The 16,015-nt window shown below is 52.3% G+C and carries 15 protein-coding genes; 10 read left to right on the top strand and 5 right to left on the bottom strand.

Annotation, left to right across the window (positions count from 1 at the left end; genetic code table 11):
- Window positions 1-175: 175 nt before the first annotated feature.
- The 4 genes from clpX to bolA form a co-directional block, all read right to left on the bottom strand.
- Window positions 176-1,450 (bottom strand): ATP-dependent protease ATP-binding subunit ClpX, encoded by a 1,275-nt coding sequence (gene clpX / locus ABIE02_RS16930; RefSeq protein WP_032616836.1) that lies wholly within the window; start codon window positions 1,448-1,450, stop codon window positions 176-178.
- Between the two features lie 127 nt (window positions 1,451-1,577).
- The gene (gene clpP / locus ABIE02_RS16935) at window positions 1,578-2,201 is read right to left on the bottom strand and encodes an ATP-dependent Clp endopeptidase proteolytic subunit ClpP (protein WP_032616835.1); all 624 of its coding nucleotides are present in this window, start codon (window positions 2,199-2,201) and stop codon (window positions 1,578-1,580) included.
- Window positions 2,202-2,463: 262 nt separating this feature from the next.
- Window positions 2,464-3,762 (bottom strand): trigger factor, encoded by a 1,299-nt coding sequence (gene tig / locus ABIE02_RS16940; RefSeq protein WP_032616834.1) that lies wholly within the window; start codon window positions 3,760-3,762, stop codon window positions 2,464-2,466.
- A gap of 331 nt (window positions 3,763-4,093) precedes the next feature.
- Window positions 4,094-4,411, bottom strand: coding sequence for a transcriptional regulator BolA (bolA, locus tag ABIE02_RS16945; RefSeq protein ID WP_032616833.1), 318 nt, complete (start codon window positions 4,409-4,411; stop codon window positions 4,094-4,096).
- A gap of 304 nt (window positions 4,412-4,715) precedes the next feature.
- Here bolA and ABIE02_RS16950 point away from each other — a divergent pair, with 304 nt between their 5' ends.
- The 8 genes from ABIE02_RS16950 to ABIE02_RS16985 all read left to right on the top strand — a co-directional run bounded on the left by ABIE02_RS16950 (window position 4,716) and on the right by ABIE02_RS16985 (window position 13,599).
- On the top strand, window positions 4,716-5,294 hold the full coding sequence (locus ABIE02_RS16950; RefSeq protein ID WP_032616832.1) for a lipoprotein: 579 nt from the start codon (window positions 4,716-4,718) through the stop codon (window positions 5,292-5,294).
- Window positions 5,295-5,339: 45 nt separating this feature from the next.
- Window positions 5,340-6,815: a muropeptide MFS transporter AmpG gene (gene ampG, locus ABIE02_RS16955; protein ID WP_059308612.1), complete on the top strand. Its 1,476-nt coding sequence runs from the start codon at window positions 5,340-5,342 to the stop codon at window positions 6,813-6,815.
- A 477-nt stretch (window positions 6,816-7,292) separates the two neighbouring features.
- Window positions 7,293-8,240, top strand: a complete 948-nt coding sequence (cyoA, locus tag ABIE02_RS16960) for a cytochrome o ubiquinol oxidase subunit II (RefSeq protein ID WP_032616830.1) — start codon at window positions 7,293-7,295, stop codon at window positions 8,238-8,240.
- Between the two features lie 16 nt (window positions 8,241-8,256).
- Window positions 8,257-10,248 carry a cytochrome o ubiquinol oxidase subunit I gene (cyoB, locus tag ABIE02_RS16965; RefSeq protein WP_032616829.1) on the top strand — a complete coding sequence of 664 codons (1,992 nt, stop codon included), beginning with the start codon at window positions 8,257-8,259 and terminating at the stop codon, window positions 10,246-10,248.
- On the top strand, window positions 10,238-10,852 hold the full coding sequence (locus ABIE02_RS16970; RefSeq protein WP_032616828.1) for a cytochrome o ubiquinol oxidase subunit III: 615 nt from the start codon (window positions 10,238-10,240) through the stop codon (window positions 10,850-10,852). The genes cyoB and ABIE02_RS16970 overlap by 11 nt, the downstream gene beginning before the upstream one ends.
- Window positions 10,852-11,178, top strand: coding sequence for a cytochrome o ubiquinol oxidase subunit IV (locus tag ABIE02_RS16975; protein ID WP_032616827.1), 327 nt, complete (start codon window positions 10,852-10,854; stop codon window positions 11,176-11,178). Before ABIE02_RS16970 ends, ABIE02_RS16975 begins: the two co-directional genes overlap by 1 nt.
- A gap of 11 nt (window positions 11,179-11,189) precedes the next feature.
- Window positions 11,190-12,077 carry a heme o synthase gene (gene cyoE, locus ABIE02_RS16980; protein ID WP_032616825.1) on the top strand — a complete coding sequence of 296 codons (888 nt, stop codon included), beginning with the start codon at window positions 11,190-11,192 and terminating at the stop codon, window positions 12,075-12,077.
- A gap of 148 nt (window positions 12,078-12,225) precedes the next feature.
- Window positions 12,226-13,599: an MFS transporter gene (locus tag ABIE02_RS16985; protein ID WP_032616824.1), complete on the top strand. Its 1,374-nt coding sequence runs from the start codon at window positions 12,226-12,228 to the stop codon at window positions 13,597-13,599.
- 233 nt (window positions 13,600-13,832) lie between these two features.
- On the opposite strand, the gene ABIE02_RS16990 is transcribed toward ABIE02_RS16985, so the two are convergent.
- The gene (locus tag ABIE02_RS16990) at window positions 13,833-14,324 is read right to left on the bottom strand and encodes a YajQ family cyclic di-GMP-binding protein (protein WP_032616823.1); all 492 of its coding nucleotides are present in this window, start codon (window positions 14,322-14,324) and stop codon (window positions 13,833-13,835) included.
- Window positions 14,325-14,452: 128 nt separating this feature from the next.
- Between ABIE02_RS16990 and panE the strand changes: the two genes are divergently transcribed.
- Window positions 14,453-15,364 carry a 2-dehydropantoate 2-reductase gene (panE, locus tag ABIE02_RS16995; protein ID WP_077226998.1) on the top strand — a complete coding sequence of 304 codons (912 nt, stop codon included), beginning with the start codon at window positions 14,453-14,455 and terminating at the stop codon, window positions 15,362-15,364.
- Complete coding sequence (yajL, locus tag ABIE02_RS17000) at window positions 15,327-15,920, top strand: protein deglycase YajL (RefSeq protein WP_032616821.1); 594 nt, start codon at window positions 15,327-15,329, stop codon at window positions 15,918-15,920. The genes panE and yajL overlap by 38 nt, the downstream gene beginning before the upstream one ends.
- The last annotated feature ends 95 nt before the right edge of the window (window positions 15,921-16,015 follow it).

Consider the following 16,015-nt stretch of genomic DNA (forward strand, 5'->3'; position numbering starts at 1 on the left):
TCTTAGTTTAGTGTCCGCCAGGTAATCAGGTTGCAGGACTGTGCTTCATGCAACCATAAACATGTAATCCAGTATATGGGGATGATTCCCACACATTCAACGCCATGTTTACGGAAAAATAAAAGGGGGGATAAAATCCCCCCTTTTTGATTAACTGCTTGTATGCCCTGGTGAATTATTCGCCAGAGGCCTGCTGGGCTTCCGGGGTACCGTAAATCAGCAGCGGCTTGCTTTGGCCGGCGATGACGGACTCGTCGATAACCACTTTCTCAACTTCTTCCATTGAAGGAAGATCGTACATGGTATCGAGCAGGGCTGCTTCAACGATCGAACGCAGACCACGTGCACCGGTTTTACGCGCCATCGCTTTTTTAGCGATCGCATCCAGCGCTTCGTCGCGGAACTCCAGCTCAACGCCTTCCAGATTGAACAACGCCTGATACTGTTTGGTAAGGGCGTTTTTCGGCTCTTTCAGGATCTGAATCAGCGCATCTTCACTCAGCTCTGTCAGCGTGGCGACAACCGGCAGACGGCCGATGAATTCAGGGATCAGACCAAACTTGATCAGATCTTCTGGCTCCACCTGGGTCAGCAGTTCGCCCTCTTTTGCTTTTTCAGACTTCGCCTTCACCGTTGCGCCAAAACCAATACCCGAGCCGGTTTCAACACGGTTAGCAATGACTTTATCCAGGCCAGCAAATGCACCGCCACAGATAAACAGGATTTTAGACGTATCAACCTGCAGGAACTCCTGCTGAGGATGCTTACGGCCTCCCTGCGGCGGAACAGCAGCAACCGTTCCTTCGATCAGTTTCAGCAGAGCCTGCTGGACGCCTTCACCGGATACATCACGGGTGATGGACGGGTTATCGGATTTACGCGAGATTTTGTCGATCTCATCGATATACACGATCCCGCGCTGGGCTTTCTGTACGTCGTAATCGCACTTCTGCAGCAGTTTCTGGATGATGTTTTCCACATCTTCACCCACATAACCGGCTTCGGTCAGGGTGGTGGCATCCGCCATGGTAAACGGAACATCCAGCAGACGTGCCAGGGTCTCTGCCAGCAGGGTTTTACCGGAACCGGTTGGACCGATCAGCAAAATGTTACTTTTGCCCAGCTCAACACCGTTGCTGTTATCCCCGTTACGCAGACGTTTGTAGTGGTTGTACACCGCCACTGCCAGCACTTTTTTAGCCTGTTCCTGGCCGATGACATAATCATCAAGATGATGACGGATCTCATGCGGCGTCGGTAACGCGCTGCGCTCACGGTGTGGTGCGACTTCTTTAATCTCTTCGCGGATGATGTCGTTACATAAGTCGACACATTCGTCGCAGATATACACGGATGGCCCGGCAATCAGTTTGCGCACTTCATGCTGGCTTTTGCCGCAAAAAGAGCAATAAAGCAGTTTGCCCGATCCATCTTTGCGTTTATCTGTCATGAGTCAAAACCTCTTTTTAAGTTCTTTGTGCCGCACATGACGACGCAAATGCCATTCTCAGACGCAGGCTGCTCGTAAGCAAGGTGCCGCCCTACCATAGTATAGCGGCACACCCGCGCCGTGGGCATCAATTACGGTGGGTCAAAATGGAGTCGACTAAGCCGTACTCTACTGCCTCTGGTGCGGACAGGAAGCGATCGCGCTCGGTATCGCGCTCGATCTGCTCTAATGATTGACCCGTATGATGAGCCATAAGTTCATTCATGCGCCCTTTAACTTTCAGGATTTCACGGGCATGAATTTCAATATCTGTCGCCTGGCCCTGGTACCCGCCCAGCGGCTGGTGAATCATTACGCGCGAATTCGGCAGGCAGAAGCGCTTGCCTTTTGCCCCTGCAGTCAGCAGGAATGCGCCCATCGATGCCGCCTGGCCCATACAAATGGTGCTCACATCAGGCTTGATGAACTGCATGGTATCGTAAATGGACATCCCGGCAGTGATCACGCCGCCTGGGGAGTTGATGTACAGGTAAATGTCTTTTTCCGGGTTTTCCGCTTCCAGAAACAGCATCTGCGCTACGATCAGGTTCGCCATGTGGTCTTCCACCTGGCCAGTCATGAAGATAACGCGTTCTTTAAGCAGACGGGAGTAGATATCAAAAGAACGTTCACCTCGAGAGGTTTGTTCAATAACCATTGGCACCAGCGCCATATGGGGTGCAAAGTTATCTCGTTCGCCACTGTATGACATTTCCGTCTCCTGGATAAAAAAATGAAAATACCTGCTGTACTGATTGTAACCTTGTGGACGGATTATCAGCCAGTCTCTTTAATACTACCTTTCCCACTAATGGGGACGGCTCAGCCCTAATTCAAGCATAACAATCTTTTGTTTTAACGCTAACACTGAAAAGGCGTTTTATCACGCTTCGTGTTTTATAAGTGTGATAAAAAAAACCCGCCGCCGGAAGGCAACGGGTTTTTTGCTCAAACTTTAAACGAAGCAGGCAGAATTAAGCCTGTTGGTTCATCAGTTCGTTGAAAGAGGTGGCTTTTTCAGACACTTTTGCTTTGGCCAGAACGGCTTCAACAGCCTGTTCTTCCAGTGCAACGTTGCGCATGTTTTCCATCAGCTCTTTGTTGCTGCCGTAGAAAGCAACCACTTCTGATGGATCTTCATAGGCAGAAGCCATCTCTTCGATCAGACCTTTAACACGCTCTTCGTCAGCTTTCAGCTCGTGGGTACGAATGACTTCGCCCAGCAGCAGGCCAACAACAACGCGGCGTTTAGCCTGCTCTTCGAACAGCTCACGAGGCAGTTCCAGAGCTTGCTTCTCATTGCCACCGAAACGCTGTGCAGCCTGGCGACGCAGAACGTCGATTTCGCTGTCGATCAGAGCAGATGGGATCTCGATTTCGTTAGCTTTAACCAGACCTTCGATCGCCTGAGACTTAACGCGGTTACGCACAGCGCCTTTCAGCTCGCGTTCCATGTTTTTACGCACTTCTGCACGCAGGCCTTCAACAGAACCATCTTCAACGCCGAAACGTTTGATGAAATCTGCAGTCAGTTCTGGCAGTTCGCGGTCTTCAACTTTCTTCAGGGTAATCGCGAACTTCGCGGCTTTACCTTTCAGGTTTTCAGCGTGGTACTCTTCCGGGAAGGTCACGTCGATAGTGAACTCTTCACCTGCGCTGTGGCCTTTGATACCGTCTTCGAAGCCTGGGATCATACGACCCTGGCCCATTGCCAGTACGAAGTCAGACGCTTTGCCGCCTTCGAACTCTTCGCCGTCTACAGAGCCGGAGAAGTCGATGGTGACGCGGTCTTCTGCATCAGCAGCGCCGTCTTTGTCTTTCCAGGTCGCCTGCTGCTTACGCAGGGTGTCCAGCATGCCGTCAACGTCGGCTTCAGTGACTTCAACGATTGGTTTTTCAACTTCAATCGCGTCCAGACCTTTCAGCTCAACTTCCGGGTAAACTTCGAACTCTACCGCGTAGGTGAAGTCTTCGCCCATTTTGTATTCGCCCGGCACATAGGTCGGGGAACCGGCTGGGTTGATTTTTTCTTTGATGATCGCGTCAACGAAGTTGCGGCTCATCAGGTCACCCAGCACGTCCTGGCGAACAGAAGCGCCATAACGCTGAGCAACAACATTCATCGGTACTTTGCCCTTGCGGAAGCCGTCAATACGGACTTTCTTTGCTACGTTGACCAGCTCGCTTTTTACAGCGTTTTCGATGCTGTCAGCAGCGATTGTAATCGTTACACGGCGGCCAAGGCCTTGAGTGGTTTCAACTGAAACTTGCATCTTTATACCTCAAAAAAATCACAGTGCTCGGTCAACTCTGAATTTGCCTCGCAATACCGGGATGCTCTCTTAGCAGATTCACATTCCCTGTCGCCAGAATCATCCCGAAGACATTCATATTAAGACGCGGCATTATAGCGGCATCACTTTAGTGAGTCGAGAACGGTTGGCGCATGTTGCTGCGGCTTTTTTCACAATTTCAGGCTATTTTCGGCCTTAAAATCGCGCCACCGGCCCTAAACCCGGACAAAACAAAACGGCCCGCAGGCCGTTTTGACGTAATCTTTATGCAACATACTGGAAAAGCTCCCGCTGTTGCAAACTGGATTTCTTAGGCGATCGTCCCGGCTCCCCGGCACGGTGGCGATGCAAAAATCGTATCCTGCAGACCTTTCCACTCTTTGATCGTGTAAGTGTGCAACGCCAGCGCATGGACCGTGGTCGAAAGCTCTTCCGTCAGGGTTCCGTAAATCATACGGTGACGATTGAGAAAACGCTCACCAGTGAAACGATCGCTGACCAGCACCACTTTGAAGTGGCTCTCAGAGCCTGCCGGTACGTTATGACGATAGCTTTCGTCGACGACTTCAAGGAACACAGGTTCAAAGGCCGCCCTTAACTTATCTTCAATCTGTTCACGTATCATCATGAAATTACTCCTCCGACAACGCTGAGATGTCACCCATCCCTTTAAATATTAGCCGCTTTTACCGCTTGCATAACAAGAAGACAACAAAAATTTAGCTTTCATCTGATTTTCTCATTCAACCGTATGAAGTCATATAAGGGGAGAGTCGTTTTGTCGCTCAGATAACGGAAAAGCGTTTCAGGTGGTCAGTTTTCAGACAAGGCGATGAATTTACATGCGTTGACCACTTCCCCTTGCCGTTGGCGATGTTATGATGGCGGCAATTTTTTTCTATATATGTCTACGATTCGTTGAGAGCCAGAACATGTTAAAAAAACTTCTTTTCCCGATGGTCGCCCTGTTTATGCTGGCCGGCTGTGCAACCCCACCGACTACCATTGATGTTTCTCCGAAGATCACGCTGCCGCAGCAGGATCCAAGCCTGATGGGCGTCACTGTCAGCATCAACGGCGCGGATCAGCGTAAAGACCAGGCGCTGGCGAAAGTAACCCGTGATAACCAGCTGGTGACGCTTACCGCCTCCCGCGATCTGCGTTTCCTGCTGCAGGAAGTGCTCGAGAAGCAAATGACGTCACGCGGCTACATGGTTGGCCCAAGCGGTGCAGTTGATCTGCAGATCATCGTTAACAACCTGTACGCTGACGTCTCTCAGGGCAACGTGCGCTACAACATCGCGACCAAAGCCGATATCGCCATCATCGCCACCGCCAAAAACGGCAACAAGATGAACAAGAACTACCGTGCAAGCTATTCTGTTGAAGGTGCCTTCCAGGCCACCAACACCAATATCGCTAATGCCGTGAACAGCGTGCTGACCGACACCATCGCCGATATGGCGCAGGACACCAGCATTCACGAATTCATCAAGCAGAACGCACGTTAATACTGCCTGCTGACCCGACGCCCGGTCGGGTCAGTTTGCCTGCTCATGTCCAGTCAATACTTACGTATTTTCCAGCAGCCCAAATCAGCTATCCTGCTGATCCTCGGTTTCGCCTCCGGTTTACCCCTTGCACTGACATCGGGCACGTTACAGGCCTGGATGACCGTAGAAGATATCGATCTTAAAACCATCGGCTTCTTCTCACTGGTCGGCCAGGCCTATGTCTTTAAGTTTTTGTGGTCGCCGATGATGGACCGCTACACCCCGCCTTTCCTCGGCAGGCGTCGTGGCTGGTTACTGATGACTCAGGCGATGCTGCTGCTGGCGATTGCCGCGATGGGCTTCCTTGAACCCACGTCGCAGCTTCGCTGGATGGCCGCGCTGGCGGTAGTGATTGCCTTTTGTTCTGCGTCCCAGGATATCGTTTTCGATGCCTGGAAAACCGACGTGCTCTCGGCCGAAGAGCGTGGCGCCGGGGCTGCAATCAGCGTTCTGGGTTATCGTCTGGGGATGCTGGTTTCCGGTGGGCTGGCCTTATGGCTGGCAGACCGCTATCTCGGCTGGCAGGGTATGTACTGGCTGATGGCCGTCCTGCTGATCCCCTGCATGATTGCCACCTTCCTCGCGCCTGAACCAAGCGATGTTATTCCCGTTCCTCGCTCACTTGAGCAGGCCGTTGCCGAACCGCTGCGCGACTTCTTTGGCCGCAACAATGCCTGGCTCATTCTGCTGCTGATTGTGTTGTATAAGCTCGGTGATGCGTTCGCCATGAGCCTGACGACCACTTTTTTGATCCGCGGCGTGGGCTTCGATGCGGGGGAAGTGGGCGTGGTGAATAAGACGCTGGGGCTGATTGCTACTATCATCGGCGCGCTGTATGGCGGCGTCCTGATGCAGCGCTTAAGCCTGTTCCGTGCCCTGATGATTTTCGGCATCCTGCAGGGGTTGTCGAATGCCGGTTACTGGCTGCTCGCGATCACCGATAAGCATATGCTCAGCATGGCGACGGCGGTGTTCTTTGAAAACCTGTGCGGCGGGATGGGAACGGCAGCCTTCGTCGCCCTGCTGATGACGCTGTGCAATAAATCCTTCTCCGCGACCCAGTTCGCCCTGCTCTCTGCGCTCTCTGCCGTAGGGCGGGTCTACGTCGGTCCTATTGCGGGCTGGTTTGTGGAAGCGCACGGTTGGGCGGAGTTTTATCTCTTCTCCGTCTTTGCGGCCATTCCTGGGCTACTGTTGCTGTTAATATGCCGTCGCTCGCTGGAATATACTCAGCAGACAGAACACTTTATGGTCAGGACGCGTTTCCCGGCGGCTTATCGCTTCGCGTCAGGAATATTGCTGGTAGGATGTTTGACCCTGGCCCTGTGGCTCATCGTGGCGATTGTTAATGCCACCACCGCCCTCGCACTGCCGTTTAGCCTGCTTCTGCTGGACATTGGCGCGCTATTGGCGGTAACCGGGATCCTGACCGGGGCGCTTCTGGACTACCTGGCAATGCGTGGAACCCAAAATGCGTAAAACCCTCACAAAATGTTATTTCCTGTTGTAATCACCCTGGTAAATTATAACGCCGAATAAGTTTGCTCAATCCAAAATTATATTTGTTGTTTCGTGCCTCTTAGAATTCTGGAAATTACTGGAACGGGGAATAAAAGATATTTTTCGTTAACCGATTCAGCAAACGAAACATTAATTTTACGTTTTTTATTTGTCTCTTTATTGATGATTATTTGTTAATTATTTGTATGTTTTTAGCAATGGTTATACCAATTGCCCTTTTTACCCCTCCCGCAGAGTCTGTTTCGTTATAAAGCCCGGCTGACGGTGCTTGCGTCTGGAAAACCGCTATAATTTGTAACAACTGTGACTTCCCTGGCAGAACCCGGTAACACGTTCCTGACACAGGTCTAATGATGTTTACAGTAATGTAACCTTCCCGTAAAATGCCCGCACACTTTAAACGCCACCAGGTCCCCGTGGAATTGAGGTCGTTAAATGACACTTAGGAAATACAATAAATGTTTGGGATGGTTGTCGTTATTTGCAGGCACTGTTTTACTCAGTGGCTGTGATTCTGCGCTGCTAGACCCCAAAGGACAGATTGGACTGGAGCAACGTTCGCTCATTCTGACGGCTTTCGGCCTGATGATGATCGTCGTGATTCCCGCCATCTTGATGGCTGTTGGTTTCGCCTGGAAGTATCGTGCGAGCAACAAAGATGCGAAGTATAGCCCTAACTGGTCACACTCCAATAAAGTGGAAGCTGTGGTCTGGACGGTGCCAATTCTGATCATCCTGTTCCTTGCCGTACTGACATGGAAAACCACTCACGCGCTCGAACCTGCAAAACCGCTGGTTCACGATGAGAAACCGATTACGATCGAAGTCGTCTCCATGGACTGGAAATGGTTCTTCATCTACCCGGAACAGGGCATTGCTACCGTGAATGAAATCGCCTTCCCGGCGAATGTCCCGGTGCAGTTCAAAGTAACGTCTAACTCCGTGATGAACTCCTTCTTTATTCCGCGTCTGGGTAGCCAGATTTACGCGATGGCCGGTATGCAGACCAACCTGCACCTGATCGCGAATGAAGCAGGCACCTATGATGGTATCTCCGCCAGCTACAGTGGCCCGGGCTTCTCTGGTATGAAGTTCAAAGCCATTGCCACGCCGGACCGTGCCGCTTTCGACCAGTGGGTTGCTAAAGCGAAACAGTCTCCGAACACCATGTCTGACATGGCTACGTTCGACAAAGTGGCAACACCTAGCGAATACAACAAGGTGGAGTACTTCTCTAACGTGAAACCGAATTTGTTCAAAGACGTTATTGGCAAATTTATGGACCACGGCAAGAGCATGGACCTGACCCAACCTGAAGGCGAGCATAGCAAGCACGAAGGGATGGAAGGCATGGACATGAGCCACGCGGAAACCTCTCACTAAGGGGCCGAGGAAGAAAATGTTCGGAAAATTAACACTGGATGCAGTGCCGTACCATGAGCCGATTATCATGGTTACGATTGCTGCCATTGTCATCGGTGGCGCAGCCTTACTGGGCTTGATCACTTACTTCGGTAAGTGGAGCTACTTGTGGAATGAGTGGCTGACTTCGGTTGACCACAAAAAACTCGGTATCATGTACTGCGTCGTCGGTATCGTCATGTTAATTCGTGGCTTTGCCGATGCAATCATGATGCGTAGCCAGCAGGCTCTTGCGTCTGCGGGTGAAGCAGGCTTCCTGCCACCGCACCACTACGACCAGATCTTTACCGCGCACGGCGTGATTATGATCTTCTTCGTGGCGATGCCGCTGGTTATCGGTCTAATGAACGTGGTTGTGCCGCTGCAAATCGGCGCGCGCGACGTTGCGTTCCCGTTCCTGAACAACCTGAGCTTCTGGTTCACGGTTGTCGGTGTGATTCTGGTTAACCTTTCTCTGGGCGTAGGTGAGTTCGCGCAGACCGGTTGGCTGGCTTATCCGCCGCTGTCAGGGATTGAATACAGTCCAGGCGTAGGTGTTGATTACTGGATTTGGGCGCTGCAGCTCTCCGGTGTCGGTACTACCCTGACCGGTATTAACTTCTTTGTGACCATCCTGAAGATGCGTGCACCAGGTATGACGATGTTCAAGATGCCAGTATTTACCTGGGCATCTCTGTGCGCCAACATCCTGATTATCGCTTCCTTCCCAATTCTGACTGTTACCGTCGCGCTGCTGACCCTGGATCGCTATCTGGGCACCCATTTCTTTACCAATGATATGGGCGGCAACATGATGATGTACATCAACCTGATTTGGGCATGGGGTCACCCTGAAGTGTATATCCTGGTTCTGCCGGTCTTCGGTGTGTTCTCCGAAATCGCAGCGACCTTCTCACGTAAGCGTCTGTTTGGTTACACCTCACTGGTGTGGGCAACCGTATGTATTACCGTTCTGTCGTTCATCGTTTGGCTGCACCACTTCTTCACCATGGGTGCGGGCGCGAACGTAAACGCCTTCTTCGGTATTACCACCATGATTATCGCGATCCCAACCGGGGTTAAGATCTTCAACTGGCTGTTCACCATGTACCAGGGCCGTATCCAGTTCCACTCAGCAATGCTGTGGACTATCGGCTTCATCGTCACCTTCTCCGTTGGTGGGATGACCGGTGTACTGCTGGCCGTACCGGGTGCTGACTTCGTTCTGCACAACAGCCTGTTCCTGATTGCGCACTTCCATAACGTTATCATCGGCGGCGTCGTCTTCGGCTGCTTCGCTGGCGTAACCTACTGGTGGCCAAAAGCGTTCGGCTTCACGCTGAATGAAAAATGGGGTAAACGCGCGTTCTGGTTCTGGATCATCGGCTTCTTCGTAGCATTTATGCCGCTGTACGTGCTGGGCTTCATGGGTATGACCCGTCGTCTGAGCCAGCAGATCGATCCGCAGTTCCACCCAATGCTGGTTGTTGCAGCTGTCGGTGCAGCGCTGATTGCCTGTGGTATCGCGTCTCAGCTGATTATGTTCTACGTCTCTATTCGTGACCGTGAGCAGAACCGTGACCTGACCGGTGACCCATGGGGTGGCCGTACGCTGGAGTGGGCAACCTCTTCTCCACCGCCGTTCTATAACTTTGCCGTTGTGCCGCACATTCATGAGCGTGACGCATTCTGGGAAATGAAAGAAAAAGGCGAAGCGTACAAACAGCCAGCGCATTACGAAGAGATCCACATGCCGAAAAACAGCGCTGCGGGTATGGTTATCGCCGCCTTCGCTACGGTATTTGGTTTCGCCATGATCTGGCACATCTGGTGGCTTGCGATTGTCGGCTTTGCTGGCATCGTGATCAGCTGGATTGTGAAGAGCTTTGATGAGGACGTGGACTACTACGTACCAGTCCGTGAAGTTGAAATCCTGGAAAAACAGCATTTCGACGAGATTGCTAAAGCGGGGCTGAAAAATGGCAACTGATACTTTAACCCACGCGACTGCCCATGCGCATGAACACGGGCACCATGATACAGGGCCGATGAAAGTCTTCGGCTTCTGGATCTACCTGATGAGCGACTGCATTCTGTTCTGCTGTCTGTTCGCAACCTATGCCGTTCTGGTGAACGGCACAGCGGGCGGCCCGACCGGTAAGGACATTTTCGAGCTGCCGTTCGTTCTGGTTGAAACCGCACTGCTGTTATTCAGCTCCATCACCTACGGCATGGCCGCAATTGCCATGTATAAGAACAACAAAAGCCAGGTTGTCTCCTGGCTGGCGTTGACCTGGCTGTTTGGTGCTGGCTTTATCGGAATGGAAATCTATGAATTCCATCACCTGATTGCTGAAGGCTTCGGCCCGGATCGCAGTGGTTTCCTGTCAGCGTTCTTCGCGCTGGTTGGTACCCACGGTCTGCACGTGACCTCCGGTCTGATCTGGATGGCGGTACTGATGTTCCAGGTATCCCGTCGCGGCCTGACCAGCACTAACCGCACCCGTATCATGTGCCTGAGCCTGTTCTGGCACTTCCTGGATGTGGTGTGGATCTGTGTGTTCTCTGTTGTGTATCTGATGGGGGCGATGTAATGAGTCATTCAAACGATCATGGCGCTTCCCACGGTAGCGTAAAAACCTACATGACAGGTTTTATCCTGTCGATCATCCTGACGGTGATCCCGTTCTGGATGGTGATGAGCGGTACTGCTTCTCACGCGGCAATCCTGGGCACCGTCCTGGTTACCGCGGTAGTGCAGATTCTGGTGCATCTGGTTTGCTTCCTGCACATGAACACCAAATCTGATGAAGGCTGGAACATGACGGCATTCATCTTTACCGTGATTATCATCGCAATCCTGGTAGTCGGCTCCATCTGGATCATGTGGAACCTCAACTACAACATGATGGTTCACTAAGAGCGGCGAGTATGTTTAAGCAATACCTGCAAGTCACAAAACCTGGCATCATCTTTGGCAACCTGATCTCGGTGATCGGAGGGTTCCTGCTGGCCTCGAAAGGCAGCATCGACTACACCCTCTTTATCTACACGCTGGTTGGGGTGTCACTGGTTGTCGCGTCCGGTTGTGTATTTAATAACTACATCGACATGGATATCGACAGGAAGATGGAAAGGACTAAAAATCGGGTGCTGGTAAAAGGCCTGATGTCTCCTGCCGTCTCGCTGGTGTACGCCACCTTGCTGGGTATTGCTGGCTTTATGCTGCTGTGGTTCGGCGCTAACCCTCTGGCCTGCTGGCTGGGGGTGATGGGTTTCGTGGTGTATGTAGGCGTCTACAGCCTGTATATGAAACGTCACTCCGTCTACGGTACGCTGATTGGTTCTCTCTCCGGCGCTGCGCCGCCGGTGATTGGCTACTGTGCTGTCACCAACGAGTTCGACAGTGGTGCGTTCATCCTGCTGGCTATCTTTAGCCTGTGGCAGATGCCGCACTCCTACGCCATTGCGATTTTCCGCTTTAAGGATTATCAGGCAGCGAACATTCCGGTTCTGCCGGTGGTGAAAGGCATTTCAGTGGCGAAGAACCATATCACGCTGTACATCATTGCCTTTGCCATTGCTACGCTGATGCTCTCCCTGGGCGGCTATGCCGGATATAAATATCTGGTCGTTGCGGCCGCAGTGAGCGTCTGGTGGTTGGGAATGGCGCTACGCGGTTATAAAGTCGAAGATGACAAAGTCTGGGCGCGCAAGCTGTTCGGCTTCTCCATCATCGCCATTACCGCGCTGAGCGTAATGATGTCCGTCGACTTTATGGTGCCGGACTCACAAAGCCTGCTGACTTACGTGTGGTAATTCACACCGGTAAATAAAGGGGTGCTTCGGCACCCTTTTTTATTCGCCAAATCTATTAATTAAGTCTGTAGCATTTGTTAAATAACCCCTTGTTTACCCCGCCCCTTCCCCGCACTACACTATGGCCTGCTTTTGAATTGAGGTGGTAATGAACGATTATAAAATGACGCCAGGTGAGTTACGCGCCACCTGGGGCTTAGGGACTGTTTTCTCGCTGCGGATGCTTGGCATGTTTATGGTCCTGCCTGTTCTGACCACGTACGGTATGGCGCTGCAGGGGGCCAGCGAGGCGCTGATTGGCCTTGCAATTGGTATTTATGGCTTAGCGCAGGCGATCTTTCAGATTCCGTTTGGCCTGCTTTCGGACCGTGTAGGCCGCAAGCCCCTGATCGTTGGTGGGCTACTGATCTTTGTTCTTGGCAGCGTTATTGCCGCCCTCTCCCACTCCATCTGGGGAATTATTCTTGGCCGTGCCCTACAGGGTTCGGGTGCAATTGCCGCCGCAGTCATGGCTTTGCTGTCAGATCTCACTCGCGAACAGAACCGTACCAAAGCGATGGCGTTTATCGGTGTCAGCTTTGGCGTAACCTTTGCTATCGCCATGGTGCTTGGCCCGATCATTACCCATTCGCTCGGCCTGCACGCCCTGTTCTGGATGATTGCCGTGCTGGCGACCATCGGGATCGCGCTCACGCTATGGGTCGTACCCGACAGTAAACATCACGTTCTGAACCGTGAATCCGGGATGGTAAAAGGCTGCTTCAGCAAAGTTCTCGTTGAGCCGCGCCTGTTAAAACTGAACTTCGGCATTATGTGTCTGCATATTCTGCTGATGTCGACCTTTGTCGCCCTGCCCGGGCAGCTTGCCGCATCGGGCTTTCCTGCTGCTGAGCACTGGAAAATTTATCTGGTGACAATGCTGATCTCCTTTGTTTCTGTGGTGCCTTTTATTATTTATGCCGAAGTGAAGCGCAAGATGAAACGCGTCTTCGTGGGTTGCGTGGCGTTACTGCTGATTGCCGAAATTGTGCTGTGGGGGTCTGGCCCGCATTTCTGGGAGCTGATCGCCGGTGTGCAGCTTTTCTTCCTGGCGTTCAACCTGATGGAAGCCCTGCTGCCGTCGCTGATCAGTAAAGAGTCCCCGGCGGGATACAAAGGCACTGCGATGGGCATTTACTCCACCAGCCAGTTTCTCGGCGTGGCGATCGGCGGCGCACTCGGCGGCTGGGTGGACGGTTTATTCGACTCCCAAACCGTTTTCCTGGCGGGGGCGTTATTAGCGATGGTCTGGCTCCTGGTTGCCAGTACCATGAAAGAACCGCGCTACGTCAGCAGCTTGCGGGTAGAAATTCCAGAAGATGTCGAGATTAATGACGTATTAAAAGCGCGCCTGCAAACAACGAAAGGGGTAAGTGAAGTATTGATTGTCCCGGACGAACGCAGTGCTTACGTTAAAATTGACAGCAAAGTGACTAACCGCTTTGAAGTCGAGCAGGCGCTGCGCGAATCGCCGGCGTGCTAATTTTTTCTTGAGCCCCTTCTTAGGGGCTTTATTAAATACCGTGCATATTCATACCATTACGGTATTTAACGACCCCCTCATACCCTCTAAAAAGACAGAAACATCAGCGGCTTAATTTAAATCTGGGCGCAAATAACAAACAGGTTAATGTATTTTTGATCGCTTAAAGATGATGAGCGCAAATTAAAAAAAAGAGCCGTTTTACACGGCTCTTTTTTATTTATCCGACATGATTAATCGCGGAAGTTTTTAAACTGGAAAGGTTGACCCAGATCGCCGCCGCGCACCAGCGCCATCACACCCTGCAGATCGTCGCGGGATTTGCCGGTAACACGAATCTCTTCGCCCTGGATTTGCGCCTGTACCTTCAGCTTGCTGTCTTTGATGAGCTTAACGATCTTTTTCTGCGTTGCGCTCTCAATGCCCTGTTTCAGTTTGGCTTCAACAAACCAGGTTTTACCGCTGTGAACGAAGGTTTCCGGCACGTCGAGGGAGGTCCCTTCAATGCCGCGCTTCAACAGCTTGGCGCGCAGAATGTCCAGCAACTGTGTGACCTGGAAATCCGACTCGCTCAATACCTTAATGGTCTTATTCGCGTCGTTCAGCTCAAAACTGGCCTCAACGCCACGAAAATCGAAGCGTGACTCAACTTCGCGGCTGGCGTTGTCCACGCCGTTACGTACTTCCTGGATATCAACTTCAGAAACAATATCGAAAGATGGCATCTTTTCTTCTCCCTTCACTTTTGTTGCGTTGCATAATACCCGCAACGAGGCATAACTCAACAGAAGCTTAGTTGTCGACGCTATACTACATGTTGTAACACCTGGCCAGTTGCAGGTGAGGAGGAACAATGAAAATTACCGTGCTCGGATGCGGGGCACTGGGACAACTCTGGCTCGCCGCGCTTTGCAAACAGGGACATGAAGTCCAGGGCTGGATGCGCGTGCCACAACCCTATTGCAGTGTAAACCTGATTGAAGAAGACGGGAGTATCTTTAACGAATCTCTTATCGCCAACGATCCTGATTTTTTGGCGCAAAGCGAGCTGTTACTGGTCACCCTGAAAGCCTGGCAGGTCTCTGATGCTGTACGCTCGCTGGCGTCCACGCTTCCCCCTACTTCCCCGATTATGTTGCTCCATAACGGGATGGGGACCATTGAAGAGCTGAAAAGCGTTCCCCAGCCGCTGTTAATGGCCATCACCACCCATGCGGCCCGCCGCGACGGCAACGTGATTGTTCATGTCGCCAGTGGGATGACCCACATCGGCCCGGCCAGAGCGCAGGAGGGAGATTACAGTTATCTGGCGGATCGCTTCCAGCAGGTGCTACCGGATGTCGCCTGGCACAATAACATTCGCCCGCAGATGTGGCGCAAGCTGGCAGTGAACTGCGTGATTAATCCCCTGACCGCCCTGCTGGATTGCCCGAATGGTGAGCTTAAAAATCACCCGCAGGAAGTAGCAACCTTATGCGCTGAGGTCGCAGCCGTCGTGGAGCGCGAGGGCATTCACACCTCGGTTGATGATATTCGCTATTACGTTGAACAGGTCATCGAGAGTACCGCCCAGAACATCTCTTCGATGTTGCAGGATATCCGTGGGTTACGTCATACCGAAATTGACTACATTACCGGTTACCTGTTAAAACGCGCCCGCGCGCACGGTATCAGCGTGCCGGAAAATGTCCGTCTGTATGAACAGGTTAAACGTAAGGAGAGTGAGTATGAGCGCGTCGGCACTGGTATGCCTCGCCCCTGGTAGCGAAGAGACCGAAGCGGTCACCACTATCGACCTGCTGGTTCGCGCCGGGATTAAGGTCACGACCGCGAGCGTCGCCAGCGATGGCAATCTGATCATCACCTGCTCGCGTGGGGTCAAGCTTGTGGCAGACGCCCCACTGGTAGAGGTCGCCGACGGTGATTACGATGTCATCGTGCTGCCGGGTGGTATTAAAGGCGCGGAATGTTTCCGCGACAGCCCGCTGCTGGTCGAGACGGTCAGGCAGTTTCACCATTCCGGGCGCATCGTCGCCGCCATCTGCGCAGCTGCGGCCACGGTGCTGGTGCCGCACAATATCTTCCCGATTGGCAATATGACCGGCTTCCCGACGCTGAAGGATAAAATACCCGAAGAGCAGTGGGTGGATAAGCGTATGGTCTGGGATCCGCGCGTAAACCTGTTAACCAGCCAGGGGCCGGGTACCTCGATTGATTTTGCGCTGAAGATTATCGAGCTGCTGGTCGGGCGCGCAAAAGCGTATGAAGTGGCATCATCGTTAGTGATGGCGGCGGGAATTTATAACTATTACGAAGCGTAATGCATAAAAAAGCCGGGTGGCGCGAGGTAAAAGCAAAACGGCAACCAAAGGTTGCCGTTTTTTATGTTTGCGCCCTCTCCTCGTGGGAGAGGGTC

The sequence above is a fragment of the Leclercia sp. 1548 genome (assembly GCF_050435045.1).
In the GTDB taxonomy this organism is placed as follows: Bacteria; Pseudomonadota; Gammaproteobacteria; order Enterobacterales; family Enterobacteriaceae; genus Enterobacter; species Enterobacter adecarboxylatus.

Bases quoted from the DNA above. Each gene is read 5' to 3' on its own strand.
- clpX (WP_032616836.1), bottom strand. From the start codon at position 1,450: ATGACAGATAAACGCAAAGATGGATCGGGCAAACTGCTTTATTGCTCT.
- clpP (WP_032616835.1), bottom strand. From the start codon at position 2,201: ATGTCATACAGTGGCGAACGAGATAACTTTGCACCCCATATGGCGCTG.
- tig (WP_032616834.1), bottom strand. From the start codon at position 3,762: ATGCAAGTTTCAGTTGAAACCACTCAAGGCCTTGGCCGCCGTGTAACG.
- bolA (WP_032616833.1), bottom strand. From the start codon at position 4,411: ATGATGATACGTGAACAGATTGAAGATAAGTTAAGGGCGGCCTTTGAA.
- ABIE02_RS16950 (WP_032616832.1), top strand. From the start codon at position 4,716: ATGTTAAAAAAACTTCTTTTCCCGATGGTCGCCCTGTTTATGCTGGCC.
- ampG (WP_059308612.1), top strand. From the start codon at position 5,340: ATGTCCAGTCAATACTTACGTATTTTCCAGCAGCCCAAATCAGCTATC.
- cyoA (WP_032616830.1), top strand. From the start codon at position 7,293: ATGACACTTAGGAAATACAATAAATGTTTGGGATGGTTGTCGTTATTT.
- cyoB (WP_032616829.1), top strand. From the start codon at position 8,257: ATGTTCGGAAAATTAACACTGGATGCAGTGCCGTACCATGAGCCGATT.
- ABIE02_RS16970 (WP_032616828.1), top strand. From the start codon at position 10,238: ATGGCAACTGATACTTTAACCCACGCGACTGCCCATGCGCATGAACAC.
- ABIE02_RS16975 (WP_032616827.1), top strand. From the start codon at position 10,852: ATGAGTCATTCAAACGATCATGGCGCTTCCCACGGTAGCGTAAAAACC.
- cyoE (WP_032616825.1), top strand. From the start codon at position 11,190: ATGTTTAAGCAATACCTGCAAGTCACAAAACCTGGCATCATCTTTGGC.
- ABIE02_RS16985 (WP_032616824.1), top strand. From the start codon at position 12,226: ATGAACGATTATAAAATGACGCCAGGTGAGTTACGCGCCACCTGGGGC.
- ABIE02_RS16990 (WP_032616823.1), bottom strand. From the start codon at position 14,324: ATGCCATCTTTCGATATTGTTTCTGAAGTTGATATCCAGGAAGTACGT.
- panE (WP_077226998.1), top strand. From the start codon at position 14,453: ATGAAAATTACCGTGCTCGGATGCGGGGCACTGGGACAACTCTGGCTC.
- yajL (WP_032616821.1), top strand. From the start codon at position 15,327: ATGAGCGCGTCGGCACTGGTATGCCTCGCCCCTGGTAGCGAAGAGACC.